At 41.5% G+C, this 18,330-nt stretch carries 16 protein-coding genes and 1 tRNA gene; 14 read left to right on the top strand and 3 right to left on the bottom strand.

Annotated elements, in window-relative coordinates; genetic code table 11:
• The first annotated feature begins 90 nt into the window (after positions 1-90).
• The 6 genes from NI389_RS01345 to NI389_RS01320 all read left to right on the top strand — a co-directional run bounded on the left by NI389_RS01345 (position 91) and on the right by NI389_RS01320 (position 6,730).
• On the top strand, positions 91-1,872 hold the full coding sequence (locus NI389_RS01345) for a M14 family metallopeptidase (protein WP_308361243.1): 1,782 nt from the start codon (positions 91-93) through the stop codon (positions 1,870-1,872).
• The gene (locus tag NI389_RS01340; RefSeq protein ID WP_308362600.1) at positions 1,872-2,513 is read left to right on the top strand and encodes an MBL fold metallo-hydrolase; all 642 of its coding nucleotides are present in this window, start codon (positions 1,872-1,874) and stop codon (positions 2,511-2,513) included. Before NI389_RS01345 ends, NI389_RS01340 begins: the two co-directional genes overlap by 1 nt.
• Before the next feature lie 69 nt (positions 2,514-2,582).
• Positions 2,583-3,041 (top strand): Lrp/AsnC family transcriptional regulator, encoded by a 459-nt coding sequence (locus NI389_RS01335; RefSeq protein ID WP_208843318.1) that lies wholly within the window; start codon positions 2,583-2,585, stop codon positions 3,039-3,041.
• A gap of 87 nt (positions 3,042-3,128) precedes the next feature.
• Positions 3,129-4,685 carry a SulP family inorganic anion transporter gene (locus NI389_RS01330; RefSeq protein ID WP_308361242.1) on the top strand — a complete coding sequence of 519 codons (1,557 nt, stop codon included), beginning with the start codon at positions 3,129-3,131 and terminating at the stop codon, positions 4,683-4,685.
• Positions 4,686-4,835: 150 nt separating this feature from the next.
• On the top strand, positions 4,836-5,909 hold the full coding sequence (locus NI389_RS01325) for a sensor histidine kinase (protein WP_308362599.1): 1,074 nt from the start codon (positions 4,836-4,838) through the stop codon (positions 5,907-5,909).
• Positions 5,906-6,730 carry a LytR/AlgR family response regulator transcription factor gene (locus NI389_RS01320; RefSeq protein ID WP_208843316.1) on the top strand — a complete coding sequence of 275 codons (825 nt, stop codon included), beginning with the start codon at positions 5,906-5,908 and terminating at the stop codon, positions 6,728-6,730. The genes NI389_RS01325 and NI389_RS01320 overlap by 4 nt, the downstream gene beginning before the upstream one ends.
• 34 nt (positions 6,731-6,764) lie before the next feature.
• Here NI389_RS01320 and pyk read toward each other — a convergent pair whose 3' ends face one another.
• Positions 6,765-8,201 (bottom strand): pyruvate kinase, encoded by a 1,437-nt coding sequence (pyk, locus tag NI389_RS01315; RefSeq protein ID WP_308361241.1) that lies wholly within the window; start codon positions 8,199-8,201, stop codon positions 6,765-6,767.
• A 327-nt stretch (positions 8,202-8,528) separates the two neighbouring features.
• Between pyk and gndA the strand changes: the two genes are divergently transcribed.
• Positions 8,529-9,902: an NADP-dependent phosphogluconate dehydrogenase gene (gene gndA, locus NI389_RS01310; protein ID WP_308361240.1), complete on the top strand. Its 1,374-nt coding sequence runs from the start codon at positions 8,529-8,531 to the stop codon at positions 9,900-9,902.
• 31 nt (positions 9,903-9,933) lie between these two features.
• On the opposite strand, the gene ansA is transcribed toward gndA, so the two are convergent.
• Together ansA and sppA are read right to left on the bottom strand one after the other, a co-directional pair.
• Positions 9,934-10,944: an asparaginase gene (gene ansA, locus NI389_RS01305; RefSeq protein WP_308361239.1), complete on the bottom strand. Its 1,011-nt coding sequence runs from the start codon at positions 10,942-10,944 to the stop codon at positions 9,934-9,936.
• A gap of 65 nt (positions 10,945-11,009) precedes the next feature.
• Entirely contained in the window at positions 11,010-12,881 is a 1,872-nt protein-coding gene (sppA, locus tag NI389_RS01300) for a signal peptide peptidase SppA (protein ID WP_308361238.1), read from the bottom strand.
• Positions 12,882-13,133: 252 nt separating this feature from the next.
• On the opposite strand from sppA, the gene NI389_RS01295 reads away from it, so the two are divergent.
• The 7 genes from NI389_RS01295 (at position 13,134) to NI389_RS01265 (ending at position 18,273) form a co-directional block, all read left to right on the top strand.
• A complete protein-coding gene (locus NI389_RS01295; RefSeq protein WP_308361237.1) occupies positions 13,134-15,095 on the top strand; it encodes an FAD-dependent oxidoreductase in 1,962 nt (653 codons plus the stop codon).
• A gap of 60 nt (positions 15,096-15,155) precedes the next feature.
• Positions 15,156-15,869 (top strand): HvfX family Cu-binding RiPP maturation protein, encoded by a 714-nt coding sequence (locus NI389_RS01290; RefSeq protein ID WP_308361236.1) that lies wholly within the window; start codon positions 15,156-15,158, stop codon positions 15,867-15,869.
• Between the two features lie 29 nt (positions 15,870-15,898).
• On the top strand, positions 15,899-16,450 hold the full coding sequence (locus tag NI389_RS01285; protein WP_308361235.1) for a nitroreductase family protein: 552 nt from the start codon (positions 15,899-15,901) through the stop codon (positions 16,448-16,450).
• Positions 16,451-16,578: 128 nt separating this feature from the next.
• Positions 16,579-16,977 (top strand): hypothetical protein, encoded by a 399-nt coding sequence (locus NI389_RS01280; protein ID WP_308361234.1) that lies wholly within the window; start codon positions 16,579-16,581, stop codon positions 16,975-16,977.
• A gap of 103 nt (positions 16,978-17,080) precedes the next feature.
• Positions 17,081-17,171: transfer RNA gene (locus NI389_RS01275), tRNA-Ser, on the top strand.
• Between the two features lie 56 nt (positions 17,172-17,227).
• A complete protein-coding gene (locus NI389_RS01270) occupies positions 17,228-17,587 on the top strand; it encodes a hypothetical protein (RefSeq protein ID WP_308361233.1) in 360 nt (119 codons plus the stop codon).
• Positions 17,588-17,655: 68 nt separating this feature from the next.
• Positions 17,656-18,273 carry an FKBP-type peptidyl-prolyl cis-trans isomerase gene (locus tag NI389_RS01265; RefSeq protein ID WP_308361232.1) on the top strand — a complete coding sequence of 206 codons (618 nt, stop codon included), beginning with the start codon at positions 17,656-17,658 and terminating at the stop codon, positions 18,271-18,273.
• Positions 18,274-18,330: the final 57 nt, after the last annotated feature.

Below are 18,330 nucleotides of genomic sequence, written 5' to 3'. Positions count from 1 at the left end.
CTGTATTTTTTGTAGAATCACCGCACATTCTAAGCTTGTTAAAAAAATATTGATATAATCGTCTCCATTACGCGGAAAATTTGAGTTTTTATGTTCGCAACACTTTTAATGATGACTATGGCTGCAACCGAAAGCCACTTACCTCCATTAATTGAATGGCATGGTAAGACCGAAGCGTTAATGCAACAAGAAGGTCCGTTAACGACGGCATTCGAATTAAGCGGTGGTCTTGACTCTCCAGACTACGAAAAAACGATGCTGTTCGTTGACAGATTAGTTGCGGCTAATCCAACCCAATTTAAAAAAGAAGTCATAGGGATTAGCGATGCGGGTAGGGAAATTGCGATGCTCATTGCAAGTGAGCACAGCCAATTCTCTTCAGCCATGCTTAAAAATAATAATAAACCAACTCTGTTAATTCAGGCGGGTATCCATGCAGGTGAAATCGATGGAAAAGACGCTGGTTTCATGCTCCTACGTGACATCGCAACAGGTAAGCGAAGAGATATTCTTAGCAAGGTAAACTTGCTCTTTATTCCTATTTTAAATGTAGATGGTCATGAACGTCGAAATGAGTTTAACCGTATTAATCAACGCGGTCCTCGTATCATGGGCTTTAGAACAAACGCTAAAAACCTAAACCTTAATCGTGATTACACAAAACTGGATACGCCAGAGATTCGGTCAGTGTTGAAAGTAATTAACGAATTTCAACCATCACTCTACATTGATGTTCACGTAACCGATGGAGCTGACTATCAATACGATGTGACTTATGGGTTTAATCCTGAATTCTCCAGTGAATCACCTGCGATTTCTCGAGTTCTAGATGAAAGCTTTAAGCCGATGATTGATAAAAAGCTCGAAGATGAAGGCCATATACCTGGACCGCTAATTTTTGCGATGAACAAACGAAATTTTAAAGAAGGATTGGCTGGTTGGGTTGCAACACCTCGATTTTCGAATGGATGGGGCGACTTAAGAAGCTTGCCATCAATATTAGTCGAGAATCATTCGTTGAAACCTTATAAACAACGAGTCCTAGGCACGTATGCGTTTTTTGATGGTGTTATTAGTGCGTTATCTCAACATCAAGATGAACTTGCGACAGCGGTTAAAAATGAACGAGCGTTTGTACCAGCAAAGTTAGTTGTAGAGAGAAAATATGCCAAACAGCCTGATTACATTTCATTTAAAGGCGTTGAATATACTCGATTCGATAGTGCTCTATCTGGCACGACAGAAGCAAAATACATTGGTAAGCCGCTGAATTACGAAAAGTTACCGATTTATTGGCAAAAAGAAGCGTCAAAAATTGTCGACGTGCCAAATTCATTTTTCATTCCTCCAGTTTATCGTGAGTTAGTTGAGAAGTTAAAACTACAAGGCATTGACGTTACGCCGGTTAGTGAAATGTCAAATTTGGTTGTTAAGCAAGGAATTGTCGAACAATATGAATTTGATAAGGCGCCATTCGAAGGCCGTTTTCGTGTAAGTGCAACGTTTAGCTACAAAACTGTTACTGTAAATTCACTACAAGGTTGGTTTGAAGTAAAGACTCAGCAAGGTGCAGGTGAACTTGCTGTTCACTTGCTGCATCCAGAAGCGCCAGATTCTTTTTTCCAGTGGGGTGAATTCAATACAATATTTCAACGTACAGAATACGTTGAAAATTATGCACTCGAACCTTATGCAAGAATGTTGTTAAAAGACAATCCAAATCTTGCGCTAGAGTTCGATTCTTTGGTTAGGGAAGACAAAGCATTTGCAAATGATCCTGAAAAAAGGATGGAATGGTTATATAAACACACACCATTTTATGATGATGCTTATCTCAAGTACCCGATATTAATGGGATTTAATAAAGAATGATGAAAGTACATACCATTCCCGTTACACCGTTCATGCAAAATTGCAGAGTAATTGTATGTGACGAAACGAATAAAGCAGCGTTGGTAGATCCAGGTGGAGACCCAGATAAGATAGCTGTGTATGTGGATGGCTTGGGTGTTGAAGTTGACAAAATACTTCTCACTCATGGTCACTTAGATCATGTTGGTGCAAGTGTTGTTTTAAAAAATAAGTACAATGTTGAGATTGTTGGTCCTCATAAAGATGAACAGTTTTGGTTTGATGCTTTACCGATGCAGTGCCAAATGTTTGGATTTCCTATTATGGAGCCGTTTTTACCAGATGTATGGTTGAAAGAAGGCGATAAAGTAAAGGTAGGAAAAATTGATTTATCCGTTTTTCTGTGTCCTGGGCACACACCGGGCCATGTCGTGTTCTATAATAAGCCTTCGTCAAGTGTATTTGTTGGTGATGTCCTATTTCAGGGCTCTATAGGACGCACTGATTTTCCTAAAGGGGACGGTCCAACGTTATTAAATTCAATACGTGAAAAGTTGTTTACGTTGCCAGATGAAACGGTAGTGTTATCGGGACATGGTAATGAAACGACCATAGGAATTGAAAAACGCACGAATCCATTTGTGTCAGGTCGATTTGGTTAAAAAATAGCAGACAAGCTGACCTAAAATGGGTATAGTTTAATCATAAAAACATCGTTATAAGAAAAAAGTATGTCTTTAAATCACGTAGATCGTCAGATACTCTCGCTCCTCCAACAAAATGCGAGTCTGTCCACCGCAGAGATTGCGGATAAAGTAGGATTGTCGCAATCGCCATGTTGGCGTCGAATTGCGAAATTAGAACAAGATGGTTATATCAAAGGAAAAGTTGCACTTTTAGATGAAAAGAAACTTGGTTTTGACATGCTTGTTTATGCACATGTGCGCTTATCTAATCACGGTAAAAAGAACCTAGCTGAGTTTGAAAAATTAATCCAAAGCTACGATGAAGTAACCGAGTGCTACACGATGGCAGGCACAATGGATTTTATGCTACGCATCATATCCAAAGGGATTGAAGGCTATGAACATTTTGTTCGTGATAACTTATTGAGCTTAGACTATGTTCAGGAAGTGAATTCAAACGTAACGATGACGTGTGTAAAGCGTAGTACAGCGTTGCCTATTTAACGTTAGACTCGATGTGAAATTGTTCTAAGCGCAGGATTTTGCTAAAATCCTGCGCTTTTCTATTTAAATAAATGGGTTGGGGGATAGATGTTTAACTTGCTAAGCAAGGCACCAAGTTCGGCGAAAAACGATATTTTATCGGGATTAACCGTTGCATTGGCACTCGTTCCGGAGGCTGTTGCATTTGCGTTTGTTGCTCATGTAGAGCCATTAGTTGGTCTATATGCTGCGTTTATCGTAGGTTTAATCACCGCGGTTTTTGGTGGGCGACCAGGTATGATTTCAGGCGCGACAGGAGCAATGGCTGTTGTTATGGTGAGCCTAGTCTTAGAGCACGGTGCTGAATATTTATTTGCAGCGGTATTGCTCACAGGCTTCTTACAGGTTTTGGCAGGCGTCTTTAAACTCGGTAAGTTTATACGAATGGTGCCGCATCCTGTGATGCTAGGGTTTGTAAATGGGCTTGCGATAGTTATCTTCTTAGCTCAATTAGGTCAATTTAAAGTAAGTGACGGTCAAGGCGTGATGCAATGGATGAGTGGTTCAACACTTTACATTATGCTGGGCCTGGTTGCGCTGACGATGGCCATTATCCACTTCCTTCCAAAGCTGACGACAGCCGTGCCGTCTTCACTCGCAGCAATATTGGTTATAACAGGTTTGGCGATTGGCTTTGACCTAGATGCGCGTACAGTCATCGATTACGTAAAAGACATGACAGGTAATGCAGATGCAACTATCGCAGGCGGTTTTCCAACATTCCATATTCCAGATGTACCATGGAACTTTGAAACACTAAAAATTATTTTTCCTTATGCACTTATCCTTGCTGCCATCGGTCTTATTGAATCGCTACTAACGCTCACCTTAATCGATGAAATTACACAAACTCGCGGACAAAGTAATCGTGAGTGTATCGGGCAGGGTGCTGCAAACCTAACCTGTGGCGTATTTGGTGCAATGGGTGGCTGTGCAATGATAGGCCAGTCAATGATTAATATTAATTCAGGTGGCCGAAGTCGACTATCAGGTATTACCGCTGCCGTACTGCTTCTGGTATTCATCGTGTTTGCGGCAGGACTTATTGAAATGATCCCACTCGCGGCGTTGGTTGGGGTGATGTTCATGGTTGTGCTTGGAACTTTCGAATGGAGTTCATTCCGTATAATGAAACGTGTGCCTAAATCAGATGCGTTCGTCATTGTGTTAGTTTCAGGTGTTACGGTGTTTACAGACTTAGCGATAGCAGTGTGTGTAGGCGTGATTGTATCGGCGTTAGTTTTTGCATGGGAACACGCGAAACATATCTATACAACGAATTATATCGATACAGACGGCTCAAAAGTGTATGAATTGCATGGACCATTGTTTTTTGGTTCCGTGAAAAACTTCTCTGAATTATTTGCCGTTGAACAAGACCCAGAACACGTAGTCGTGGAGTTTAAATACTCGCGTGTTGCAGACCATAGTGCGATAGAAGCGATTGATAATCTTGCAGAACGATATAGTAAAGTAGGGAAAACGCTGCATTTACGCCATTTAAGTTCAGATTGTAAAGCGCTTTTGAATAAAGCCTCAGATCTTGTGGAAGTGAATGTAATTGAAGACCCTACTTATAAAGTAGCTTCTGACAAACTCGCTTAAAAAAGTCGAGTGTTTAAAGGCATCTGAAGGTCACTTTAGGTGCCTTTTTTGTTTGCGTTAATCAGCAAAATTACAAGACAAGCAGCAGTGCGATACACACTTGTATAACGATATAATCGGGTTAAGGTAAAAATTTTGAAAACGTTTCTATTGAAGTGGCAATCATTAGTCGATAACCGGCAGCGCTTTTTCTGGGTATTGCAAATAGCTGGATGGATTGGATACGCGCTGGTTAATTACATCGGTTCGAAAGTATTCGAAATGAGGGATATTTACGTATTCGTCATTGTACTGAATGCTTATGCCGGCTGCTTGATGACAGTGCCTTTACGTTACCTTTACCGTAAGATTTGGAATGCAAAACCTTGGATACTCGTATTAGTTGTATTTAGTGCATCGTATATAACAGGCACACTTTGGTCTGTTGTTCAAAAATACAACCTTTGGGAAATCTATCGTCATGGCTATCGCCCGGATGAATGGTACTACTATTTTCAACAAGGTTTAGACGCGGTCTACATTGTATTGTGCTGGAGTGGTTTGTATTTCGGGATTAAGTATTATCAGTTGCTGCAAAGTGAAAAACAAAAAGCATTGAAGGCCAACACGATGGCTCATGAAGCGCAACTTAAAATGCTGCGTTATCAGCTTAATCCCCACTTTTTGTTTAACACGCTAAACGCAATTTCGACACTTATCCTAGTTGAAGAAAATAAAGACGCGAATTTAATGGTTTCACGCTTAAGCGACTTTCTCCGTTATACGTTAAATACTGACCCGATAAAGAAAGTACCGCTCGATCAGGAGCTACACGCGTTAATGCTATATTTAGAAATCGAGAAAGTGCGTTTCGATGAAAGGCTTTCAATTCAGATTGATGTAAGTGATGAAGCTAAAAATGCATTAGTCCCTAGCTTAATTTTACAACCAATCATCGAAAACTCGATTAAGTACGCAATAGCCAATATGACGGTAGGTGGTGTTATTGCCATCAAGGCCCAAGTGTTTGCAAACGAACTTTTGATGGAAGTGAGTGACAATGGGCCTGGAACCGAAATTTCGAACGGTCAACTTGTTAAAGCATCAGGCGTAGGTATTGCAAATACCAAAGATCGATTAAAAACACTCTACGAGCACAACTACTCGTTCGTATTGTCAGAGAATTCTCCTTCGGGGCTCAAAGTAAACATACGAGTTCCATATGAAAAGGCTAATAAACAATGAGCAAAATTAAAGCAATCATAGTTGATGATGAAGCGTTAGCTCGAAAAGGGCTCGCAGTCAGGTTGAAAGGTTTTGAAGAAATCGACGTGCTTGCGCTTTGCAGTGATGGGCAGGAAGCTATTGATTACTGTAAACAAAACGATGTTGACTTAGTCTTTTTAGATATTCAAATGCCGGGTTTAAATGGATTTGAAGTTGCCCGCTATTTAACCGAGAGTGTTAAACCGTTGCCTGCAATTGTTTTTGTAACGGCCTTTGATCAGTACGCTGTAAAAGCGTTTGAAATTCATGCATTGGACTACATTCTCAAACCCGTTGATGACAACAGACTAAAACAGGCGGTAGAAAAAGTGCAAACCTATTTGAAAACACAACAAGATAACGCCCATAAGAAAAAATTAGCGAGTTTTGTTGCTGGTATTACAGGCAATAACTGCGAAGAAATTCTTAAAAAGTTAGCAACAGGCGATAGCATTGTTGATAAGAAATTCCCAGAATCATTGGCAGTTAAAGAACATGGCGAAATTATTCGCGTGTCAGTTGCATCGATCCAATGGGTAGATGCTGCAGGTGATTACATGTGCCTACATTGTTCAGATGGTCAAACACATATTCTTCGTAAAACGATGAAGGAACTAGAGCAAGAACTTGATCCGCAACTGTTTGTTCGCGTTCACCGAAGTGCAATTGTAAATACGAAACAAATTAGTAAATTGGTTACTCAAACAAGTGGCGAATATTTGCTCGTATTGCAAAATGGACAAGAGCTTAAAGTAAGTCGAAGCTACAGAGATAAAGTGAAAGCAGCACTAGCTAGTTAACAAGGCGGCTTAAGCCGCCTGTTGTTTTAACTATTTAGGAGACAGTGACGATTTTCATCGTATTTGTTGCACCAATCGTCTCCATCATGTCACCATGGGTTAGGATCACTGTATCACCTGCTTTTAATGTACCTGAAGCCACAAGTGTATCGAGCGCCTCTTTAACGACTAATTCATCGGAACACTGAGTTGAATCAAAATAAACAGGGTAAACACCACGATAAAGAGCTGTTTGTCCTAATGTTGAATGATGACGCGATAAAGAATAGATAGGTAATCCTGAACTAATTCGAGACATCAGTTTAGAGGTGTTGCCTGATTCAGTTAGAGCGACAATCGCTTTCACAGTGCCTAGATGATTAGCCGCATACATTGCTGAAAGCGCAATCGTCTCTGCACAATCGGAAAACATACTATCTAAACGGTGCTTTGAAACGTTAATTGTGGGTTCTGATTCGGCACCAACACACACGCGAGCCATCGCTTTAACTGTTTCCTCTGGGTACTTGCCTGAAGCTGTTTCAGCAGAAAGCATTACCGCATCCGTACCATCCAATACCGCGTTCGCCACGTCCATAACTTCAGCGCGTGTAGGCATTGGGTTATCAATCATCGACTCCATCATTTGTGTCGCCGTGATTACGGTACGATTTAATGAACGAGCTCGGCTAATGATCAATTTTTGTTTACCAACCAGTGCGGCATCGCCAATCTCTACGCCTAAATCTCCGCGCGCAACCATTACCGCGTCAGATGCAAGGACAATATCGTCAATTGCTTCAACCGTCGCGACAGCTTCAGCACGTTCAATTTTTGCGAGCAATTGCGCGTTAGAACCTGCTTTTTCCGCAAGTGAGCGAACATAGCGCATGTCATCACCAGAACGAGGGAAAGATACTGCAATATAATCAACGCCAATTTCGGTTGCTGTAATTAAATCTTCTTTGTCTTTATCCGTAAACGCTGGAGCCGTTAAACCACCACCTAATCGGTTAATACCTTTATTATTCGAGAGTACACCGCCAACCGTAACCGAAGTGAAAACTTGGTGTCTTTCCACTTTGTCAACGACAAGCTGAATCAAACCGTCGTTAAGGAGTAGGGTGTCGCCTGGTTTGACGTCATTAGGCAACTCTTTGTAGTCAATACCAACGGCGTCAACATTACCTTCGCCTTTTGCCATTTTCGCGTCGAGGATGAATTGAGCACCATTTTCAAGAACGACTTTACCGTCCTTGAACGTTGAAACTCGAATTTTAGGACCTTGTAAATCGGCAAGAATCGCAATGTGTTTGTTGAGGCGTTTAGCGATTTCACGAACTGCGGCTGCTCTATCTTTGTGATCTTGAGCAACACCGTGTGAGAAGTTAAGACGAACGACGTTTGCGCCAGCTCGAATGATTTTTTCTAAGTTATTATCTCTGTCGGTGGCTGGACCAAGGGTTGCAACAATTTTGGTGCGTCTAAGCATCAGGTTCTCCTGTTGTTCGCATGCATAGCGATGTTCTACATTGCAGATTTTGTAGTCAATTACAGATAAAAAACAACGGCTTTAATTGTTTCATATCGTATTAATCTATATGATCTGTATGACGTCATTATGACACCGGTGTCAGCGCCCGTCAACGAGCAAAGACATCGATAGATAGAAGTATAAATCGTTCATGCCGCCTAACAAGTGAAATTCGGGCTACTATAATTGAGCGGGGACGTGAAACTCGCTACTTTTAGCGTGCTCGTTTATAATGCGCGGCAAAGTTAGAAATAACCAATACGTTGTTACCGAGGAGGAAACTAAATGCAAGTTGCATTAGTTGGTTTGGGTGTGATGGGGAAAAACCTAGCGCTAAATCTTATCGAAAAAGGGCTAACGTTAGTCGCATATGATACTAACCCCGATGCGGGCGCTGAACTTATCAGCCAAGCGCAGTCATTAGGCATTGCAGAGCGTTTGCATATTGTTTCAGACCTTGGTGATATGATTAAACGTCTTGAAGCACCTCGTTCTATTCTACTGTTGGTTCCGGCTGGCGAATTAGTTGACAAAGTCTGTTCAGATTTAGTTGAAGCTGGCGTTGATAAAGACGATATCATTGTTGATTGCGGGAATAGCAACTACAAAGATGGTATCGCTCGTAAACTGAAGTATCAAAATAAATTTGAATTCGCCACGATGGGCATTTCGGGCGGTGCTGAGGGAGCGCGTCATGGACCGGCTATGATGGCGAGCGGGTCTGAGGGCGGTTGGGAACGCATTGAACCATGGTTCGAGAAAGTTGCCGCAAGTTACAACGGTGAATCTTGCTTTGCGCGTGTCGGCCAATCTGCAAGTGGGCATTTTGTTAAGATGGTACACAATGGCATTGAGTATGCGCTAATGCAGCTTATAGCTGAAGTATACCAGCTATTACGTTTCGGCACGAAACGCTCACCGGAAGAAGTCGCGGCGATATTCCGTAGTTGGTCTGAAGGCCGGTTAAATAGTTACCTATTAGCCATTTCTGCACACATCCTTGAGCTTAAAACAGAACAAGATGAAGCGTTGGTCGATTTAATTGACAATAAAGTCGGTGCTAAAGGAACAGGTCTTTGGACTGCGCAAAATGCACTTGAACTCGGTATCGCTGTGCCTTCGCTTGTTGCAGCCGTACAGGCTCGTCACCTAACGAACACCATTGATACTCACGCCGCAAAAGAAATGACATATCAAACGAAAGAGACAGACGAAATTAAGGTCGATTTAGATGACCTTAAAGATGCTTTCTATCTAGCGAGTTTATTGTGTTATCGCCAAGGTTTAGCATTGATAAAAGGTGCTTCAAGAGCGCATCAATGGAAAGTAGATTTAGCAAAAACCCTACAGACTTGGCGAGCGGGTTGTATCATTCGTGCTGACTATTTAGACGATATCGCTGAGGGTGTTGAGTTCATCGATACGTTGTCGAGCGAAACGAAAGCTCTGCGTAAAGTTGCGGGTGTAGCGGTTTCTTCGGGCTTAGCGTTTCCAGTATTAAGTGCGACTCAAAATTATATTGCGACGCTAAGTACCGCGAGCAATGGTCATTTGGTACAGGCTCAACGAGACTATTTTGGTGAGCATGGGATCAAAACTCACCAAGGTGAAACCTGTCACCTTACCGATTTGGTCGACATTGACCAGAAAGTTAGATAATAAAAAAAGGCCTGAATTAACAGGCCTTTTTTTATCGCGAAAGTTCACCACGAAGGTTATCTTGCATCAGATGGCGAATTGTTTCCAATTCTAAGTTTTGGCTAAACAGATAATGCAGTTTAGTTAGACAGGCTTCCACGGTCATGTCGTATCCACTTATTACGCCGCAATTTAACAACGCGTTTCCAGTTGCATAACCGCCCATGTTTACCTGACCTTTTATACACTGTGTTAGATTAACAATCACAATTCCACGATCACAGGCATTTTTAAGTGCAGTTAAAAAGTCTGGATCTTGAGGTGCATTGCCAACGCCAAAACTCAGTAGGATCAACGCTTTTATATCGCTGTTCAACAACGTTTTTATCATTTCAACAGAAATGCCAGGGTAAAGATACAACACACCAATCGGTTGAGGAGTTATTGGGGTAACTCTCAAGGCTTGGTCGACGTAAGGACTTAAGCGACCTTCAATAAGCTGAATGTTGATACCCGACTGTGCCAAAGGAGGAAGGTTAGGGGATGCAAAAGCATCAAAACCGTCAGCATGCGCTTTGGTGGCGCGGTTACCTCTAAATAATTGATTATTGAAGAATAAACTAACTTCAGCAATTGGGTAATTTGCAGCTAAATACATGGCATTGAGCAGGTTTACCTGCCCATCGGAACGTAGCTGAGACAACGGAATTTGCGATCCAGTGACAATAACAGGCTTTGTAAGGTTCTCTAGCATAAAAGACAGTGCAGAGGCCGTGTACGCCATGGTGTCGGTGCCGTGTAAAACGACAAATCCGTCGTAATCATGGTATTTTGATTTGATGTCATCCGCAATTAATTGCCAATGTGAAGGGGACATATCGGATGAATCAATGAGCGGGCAATACTCATGAATGTCGAATAGCGGCATTTCTTCACGAGTGAACTCAGCATTCTGTTCAACGGTTTGAGTAAGGTAGCCCGCGACAGGAACGTATCCACGACTGGATTGTTTCATACCAATCGTACCGCCCGTGTAAGCAATATAGATTCTTTTACGGTTCATAAAAAAGCCCAGAATTAATTCTGGGCTAAGTATACCAACTGCAGCATCACATTGCAGTGAGTAAATTACTGAACAGATTCACAATATATACAGCGGCTGTAAACGCCATTTGGGTCGTTATACTGTTTAATCAGTTTAGTTTGTGTGTTCAGTGTATCTTGTGCCATACCTATTAGACCAGATAACGCAGTTGAATCAGCGATGGAACTGTAGACGCCGCCCACCAAGGACTTAACGGAGGCTACACCGAAAATCTTCTGGATTAGCCTTTCTTGCTCAGTCAAGTCTTGCTCAACAACTTCAACATCGTATTGATCTAAATTAGCAAGTGCGGCAGCGGCTGCAATAGCATCATCTTTTGAGCCTAGTTTATCTACTAGACCAAATTCAAGCGCTTGTGGTGCAAGCCAAACACGACCTTGCGCAATTTCATTCACTTTTTCTTTTGGAATGTTTCTTGAATTTGACACGACGGTGATAAATTTATCGTAGGCGTTTTCAACACCTTTTTGAATGACATTGGCCATCTTAGGGTCAATACCTCGAGTGAACGAACTACCTTGTAATTCGGTAGTGCCAACACCGTCTGAATAAATACCTAATTTTTTGAGACTATTTTCAATTGTCATTATCGTGCCAAATACGCCAATTGAGCCGGTGATCGTATTTTCTGAAGCCCAAATCTCATTTGCTGAAGCGGCAATCCAATAACCACCAGACGCGGCGACTGAACCCATTGACGCAACGACTGGCTTGCCTGCGGCTTTAATTGCAAGTACTTCGTTTCGGATAATCTCTGAAGCGAACATGCTGCCACCGCCTGAATCGATTCGCAGAACAACCGCTTTGACCTTATCATCCAAACGCGCCTTTTTAAGTAGTGCTGCAGTAGAGTCACCACCAATTTCACCAGCTCGTTGCTTTCCGTCCATAATTGACCCTTTAGCGACGACAACAGCTACTTTGTCACCCATTGGGATATCAAAGTGGTTAAGTCGTGTTAGATCTAGATAGTCCTGAAATGCAATCCGATTAAACGATTTTGTTTTTTCGTCTTCTCCAACCAATCCAACAAGTTCTTCGGTCAATTCTTGGCGTGTCGCCAATTTGTCTACCCATTTGTTATGCAACGCATACTGAGCGTAGTCACCTTGAGTTTGTTCTAGCTTCTCGACAAAGATATCCAACGTTTCATCAAAATTACTTTCATCAAACTTACGGTTCAACGAAACGTCATTTTTATAGTGAGACCAAAGTTCACCTAACCATAAACGATTGGCTTCTTTCGCCGCTTCTGACATGTCATTTCGGATAAACGGTTCTACAGCCGATTTGTATGTGCCAACGCGGAACACGTGCTGAGTAATAGATAGTTTGTCTAACGCGTCTTTAAAGTAGATAGGGTAAACACCAAAACCATCAATGCTCACGCCGCCGTAAGGGTGTAAAACAACTTCGTCTGCGTAACTCGCGAGATAATATTGTGCTTGAGAATAGTAGTCCCCATAGGCAATAACTTGCTTACCTTGTGCTTTGAAGTCGTTTAGGGCAACTCCAATGCGCTTGAGTTTATCCAGATGAGCGCGATGCAATGATTTAAGGTCTAATACAATGGCTTTGATTCTAGAATCATCCGCAGCATTTTTAACTGCTTCCACGACGTCATCAACCAATATTTCTGCTGGCTCTTTGTCATCGCTGAAGTCGCTAAATGCAGCTTCGATAGGATCAACATAGCGTTTTTCTTCAACCAAGATGCCACTTAGGTTTAAAACTAACGCCGATTCCTGTGCAACAATTGTGTGTGTTTGCTCGTTTTCTTCAATACTAAAAATGACGGCGAAAAGGATGCCGAAGAAAATGAGATTGAGAATCAAGTTTCTTGAAAAGTTTATCGCTTTCCACAGAAATCGAAAAACTGTTTTGACGTAATCCAAAATGATGCCTTTCCTAACTTAAGAATTTCACTCACTTTATCATATCTGATTCTGGGTTAAAGACTGAGTAAAAAAAGTAACAAGGTGTGATTTTGTCATTATGCTTTATAAACCAACCTTGGATGATAAAACCAAATTCCCGCAATTTAATATTTTTGTGTCACCAGATGGGTGACGATTTATGACATAACGCTTGCGAAAATTTATAAAAACGTTAATGTTTCACAGGTAAGACCAGTGAAGAGGCTCGAAATGTTAGAAAAAGAATTAAAATTAACGCATACCACTCTACGTAACCGTCTGGTAATGGGGTCTATGCATACCGGACTGGAAGAAGGATGGCATAACCGCAAAAAGTTAGCGGCTTTTTATGAAGAGCGCTCCAAAGGCGGCGTTGGTTTGATTATAACAGGTGGGTATAGTCCAAATATTCGCGGTAAACTAACACCGATAGCGGCTTCCTTTAATACGATATACGACGTTATCAAACATCGTCTGTATACCGATGCGGTGCATAAACATGGTGGTAAGATTTGCTTGCAATTATTGCACGCGGGTCGTTATGCATACCATCCATTCAATGTCGCGCCGAGTTCGTTAAAAGCGCCAATAAACCCATACAAACCAAAAACGATGTCGATTTCTTCAATAAAATCGACCATTAAAGATTTTGCAAAGTCAGCAAAACTTGCCGAAAAAGCGGGTTACGATGGTGTTGAAATAATGGGTTCTGAAGGTTATTTACTTAATGAATTTATCGCACCTCATACCAACAAACGTCAGGATATGTACGGTGGTACATTAGAAAATAGGATGCGATTGGCGCTTGAGATTGTTCGCGCCGTTCGCGCAAATGTTAGTCCGTCTTTCCTCATTATTTTCCGAATTTCAGTTATGGATTTGGTACCAGATGGTTCGACCAAAGAAGAAGTGGTACAACAAGCCAAATGGTTAGCGGATGAAGGCGTAGATATTTTAAATACTGGGATCGGTTGGCACGAAGCGCGTGTTCCTACTATTGCGAGTATGGTTCCTCCTGGGGCATTCCGTGAAGCATCTTTACGTCTCAAACAGGCTGTTGATATACCTGTTATCGCTGTTAACCGAATTAACACGCCAGAATTAGCGAATGAAATTTTAGAGCAAGGTCAATCTGATTTAATATCAATGGCTCGCCCTTTACTTGCTGACCCGGACTTTTTTAACAAGTATGAGCAAAATCGACGTGCTGAAATTAATATTTGTATAGGTTGTAATCAGGGATGCTTGGATCAGGTGTTTAAGGGTAAGCGTGCTACGTGTTTGGTTAATCCACAAGCTTGCTTTGAATTAGATAAACCGATTGTTACTACAATGAAGACGAAAAAGGTATTAGTCGTTGGCGCCGGACCAGCTGGTCTTTCAGCGGCTATTTATCTTGCGAAGAAAGGTCATCACGTTAAAGTCATTGAGAAAAACTCGGTCGCTGGCGGTCAATTCAACCTTGCTCGTCAAATTCCAGGTAAAGAAGATTTTCAGTTCACACTCGATTATTTCAACCATGAACTTACTCGATTGAATGTTGAACTTGAATTTAATTGTGAATACGACGAAACAATGACATCGCTTTATGATGATGTGGTCTTTGCAACGGGTGTCAGACCACGTTTAGCGCGATTCGAATGTGCTGACGATAAGCGTGTTTTAGCCTACGATGAAGTGATTCGAGGAGAGGTTGAACTTGGTAACAAAATCGCAATTCTTGGTGCGGGTGGAATTGGTTTCGATATGGTTGCATTTTTGACAGAAGAACGAAACCAAAGCATTGAGAATTTTAAATCTCAGTGGGGTATTGAATGCAAACCTATTGGATCTCAGGAGAAACGTGAAATTCACATGCTAAAACGCAGTGAAGGCAGTTTTGGTAAGGACTTAGGTAAAACGACGGGATGGATCCACCGAGCAGTTGCGAAACATCACAATGTCAAACAACATTCAAACTGTGAATACATTCGTTTTGACAAGCAAGGCCTGTTAATTAAACAAAATGGAGTCGAAACATTATTGGACGTTGATACCGTGATTGCGTGTATCGGGCAAGAGTCCAATGACCATTTGTTTAATAAAGACGCCATGCCAGCAAATCAACATGTGATAGGCGGAGCAAAATTAGCCGCTGCAATTGATGCAAAACGCGCTATTGCGGAAGCTTTAGAAGTCGCAAGAACAATTTAAGAAATATATTTCGCCCAATAGCGGTCTATACTTGAATCTAAAATAGTAAGTGTAGACCGCATGAAAAAATATTTATCCTATTTAGCCTTTCCATCAACCGCACCAAAACTTTTTGCACGAGATTTCACCTCTCTTGCCCTTCGACTAATTTTGGGCCCCGTAATGGTCGTTGCTGGCTTCAGTAAACTTAATTTATCAAATAACGATGTAACAGGCTTAGACAAACTTCTTGCTGATCCCAGTGTTACCTCATGGTTCGGTAATACAGAGTGGGGACTTGGATTACCGTTTCCCGACTTACTCGCCTTTATGGCTGGTTGGACCGAATTTTTAGGTGGTTGGCTATTAATCGTAGGACTGTTGACACGCCTTGTTAGCTTGCCTCTCATCGTCACTATGTTGATAGCCATTTTCACTGTACATTTAGAAAGTGGTTGGTTTGCCATTACACCAACAAATCCGTCGACCAGCCCAGCGCTCATTTTTTCTTGGTTGAATATTCCTGGAGCTGACATGAGTTTAGAGAATAGTCTCGCAACAAAAGAGCGACTTGATTACATAAAAGAAATTATTGCCGATACAGGTTATGAAAACTATTTAACGGAAAAAGGCTCAGTCGCTATCCTAAACAATGGAGTAGAGTTTGCGTTTACATATTTCGTGATGTTGTTGGTGCTTTTTGCAAATGGAGCAGGGCGTTTTACAAGTCTCGACTATTGGCTATTTGACCATAAAGCCAACGTTCAAAAACAAAATGTTAGTGTGATAGACTAGTCGACAAATTACACACTGAAATCTATATCATGAACGCAATCGAATTACTTTTAGAGCGTCAATCCGACGCTCGTCTCACCGATCCAGGTCCTTCTACAGAACAGTTGGAAATTATTAAAAAGGCAGCCTTAAAAGTGCCTGACCATGGTGCGTTAGCTCCTTGGCTGTTTTATGTAGTTGAAGGTGACAGCTTAAACACCCTTGGTGAATGGTTTTTCGAAGCAGCGGTGGCCGAAGCGTTGGATGAGCGAACGAAAGAACGCGCTAAATCGTTACCATTGCGAGCACCTTTAGTAATTATCGCTATTGCTAAAACACAAAAAGACCATCCGAAGGTTCCGTGGTTAGAGCAAGTAGAGTCTGCAGCCTGCAGTTGCTTTGCGATGCAACAAGCAGCTTACGCTCAAGGGTTAGGCGCAGTCTGGAGAACTGGGCATTTCGCGGTAAGTCCCACAATCAAGGCAAAACTAAATTTATCTGAGCACGATGAGATTGTAGGTTACTTATACATCGGGACACCAGAAGTGCAAATAAAGAAACAATCTCGCCATGCTTTGGACTCATTTTTTATTAATTTATAAAAATTTTGAATTTTCTTTCATTGTTGCGGTCTACTATCGGTGTGGCCGCTTATTAATTTTGGTTGTTTTATAAGCGATTGTTTTGTAGGCTTAGATAGTCAAAATTTAACAATAATAAAGACAAAATCATGGGAAATCTCTTTCTTAAAGAAAAAGAAAAATGGCGCGTTTGGACAAGTCTAGGCTTGTTTGGTTCCGTTTGCTCTTTTTTGTTGATTCAACAACAAGACTTATTGGGTTTAAATGAGCTTCATTGGATAGTGCTAAGTTCATTGCCATCGCTGATGTTGGGTGTCTTAGTATGTTGGTGGATGAGCTATTCTAGGCGATTTGAATTCTGGCGTGCTTTTCGAGTTTTATCTACGGTACTTATTTTAGCAAACCTTCCGACCATTTTAGCCGGAATGTTAAAAGTATCAGATGCTAAACATGTTGGTTTAGTTTCAGCAAGTGGATTTGTACTACTTCTTCTCGTTTTAACGATGCTTGGCGCTTGGGTAGCGAAGCGACCTAAACAATACTACTAATATTAAGTTGGTGTTGAATATTCAAATAAATAAAATAATTTTAAAAATCGACCATTTAGTCTTTACATGTCAATTCAAAACCACTAATATGCGCGCCAACAACGGAGAGATGGCTGAGTGGTTGAAAGCACCGGTCTTGAAAACCGGCATACGTTAATAGCGTATCTAGGGTTCAAATCCCTATCTCTCCGCCACCTCATTCCCAAAACCGCCTCTTAGGCGGTTTTTTTCGTTTGGAGGCGCTATGTTAATGAGTTACGTAAAACATACTGTAGTATGGGTTTTGTTTGGATACGCCTACTTACAAGGGCTATCCACAGCTTTAATAATGAGCATTGATGTACAGCCGGATCCTAGTTTGTTTACGACCGTGTTGTTTACGCTTATCTACGTTTTTCTTGCTGCACACCTTATTACCAAGTATGAAAAACTAAGCCCGTTTTTTGGCGCTATTACAGTATCCTTATCGGCAATTGTGTTATTTGGCCATTATGTGACAACAACACTCGTCGAATATTCTACAGAACTTAACCTCGCACTTTTCTTAACGTTACCAGCCGCAACTTGGCTAATCGGCGATTTAAAGAGCAAAGTCTCTTTGGATAAATAAAGCCCTTTTGAGCCCTTAGTCGATGTGTGGTAGCATTGAAGCTTCTTTTAACAAATAAGTAGAACTTAATGTCTGATTTATTTAATAACGATGCTTCTAAAGCAAGCTACGGTATTGGTTTACAAATGGGCGAGCAACTTAAAGCTAACCCATTTGAAGGTCTAAATTTAAACTCAGTATTCGAAGGCATCAAAGATGGCTTCACGGGTGCGGAGTTCCAAGTTGCGATCCCTGAGATCCAAGCAGCATTTGAAAAAATCAACGAAGAGATCCAAGCTCGTCGTGATCAAGAAGCACAGGCGATGGCTGCAGAAGGCAAAGCGTTCTTAGAAGATAACGCAAAACGTCCAGAAATCACTGTAACGCCTTCTGGCTTACAATATGAAGTAATTGAAACTGGTGAAGGTGCTAAACCAGCAGCTGAATCGTCAGTACGTGTTCATTACCACGGTACTTTAATTAATGGTGCTGTATTCGACAGTTCATATGAGCGCGGTCAACCAGCAGAATTCCCAGTTAACGGCGTGATCCGTGGTTGGACTGAAGCGCTTCAAATGATGGCTGCAGGTTCGAAATGGCGTTTATACATTCCGCACGAGCTTGCGTATGGCGAGCGCGGTGCAGGTGCTTCAATTGCACCTTACTCAACGCTTGTATTTGACGTAGAACTATTAGAAGTACTTTAATACTTATAGTTTTTCGAGTTGGGTTAACTGCAACCTAGCAACAAAAAAACCCAGCAT

Source organism: Pseudoalteromonas xiamenensis (assembly GCF_030994125.1).
Classification (GTDB): Bacteria; Pseudomonadota; Gammaproteobacteria; order Enterobacterales; family Alteromonadaceae; genus Pseudoalteromonas; species Pseudoalteromonas xiamenensis_B.
This window is presented reverse-complemented; position numbering and strand designations above follow the sequence as displayed.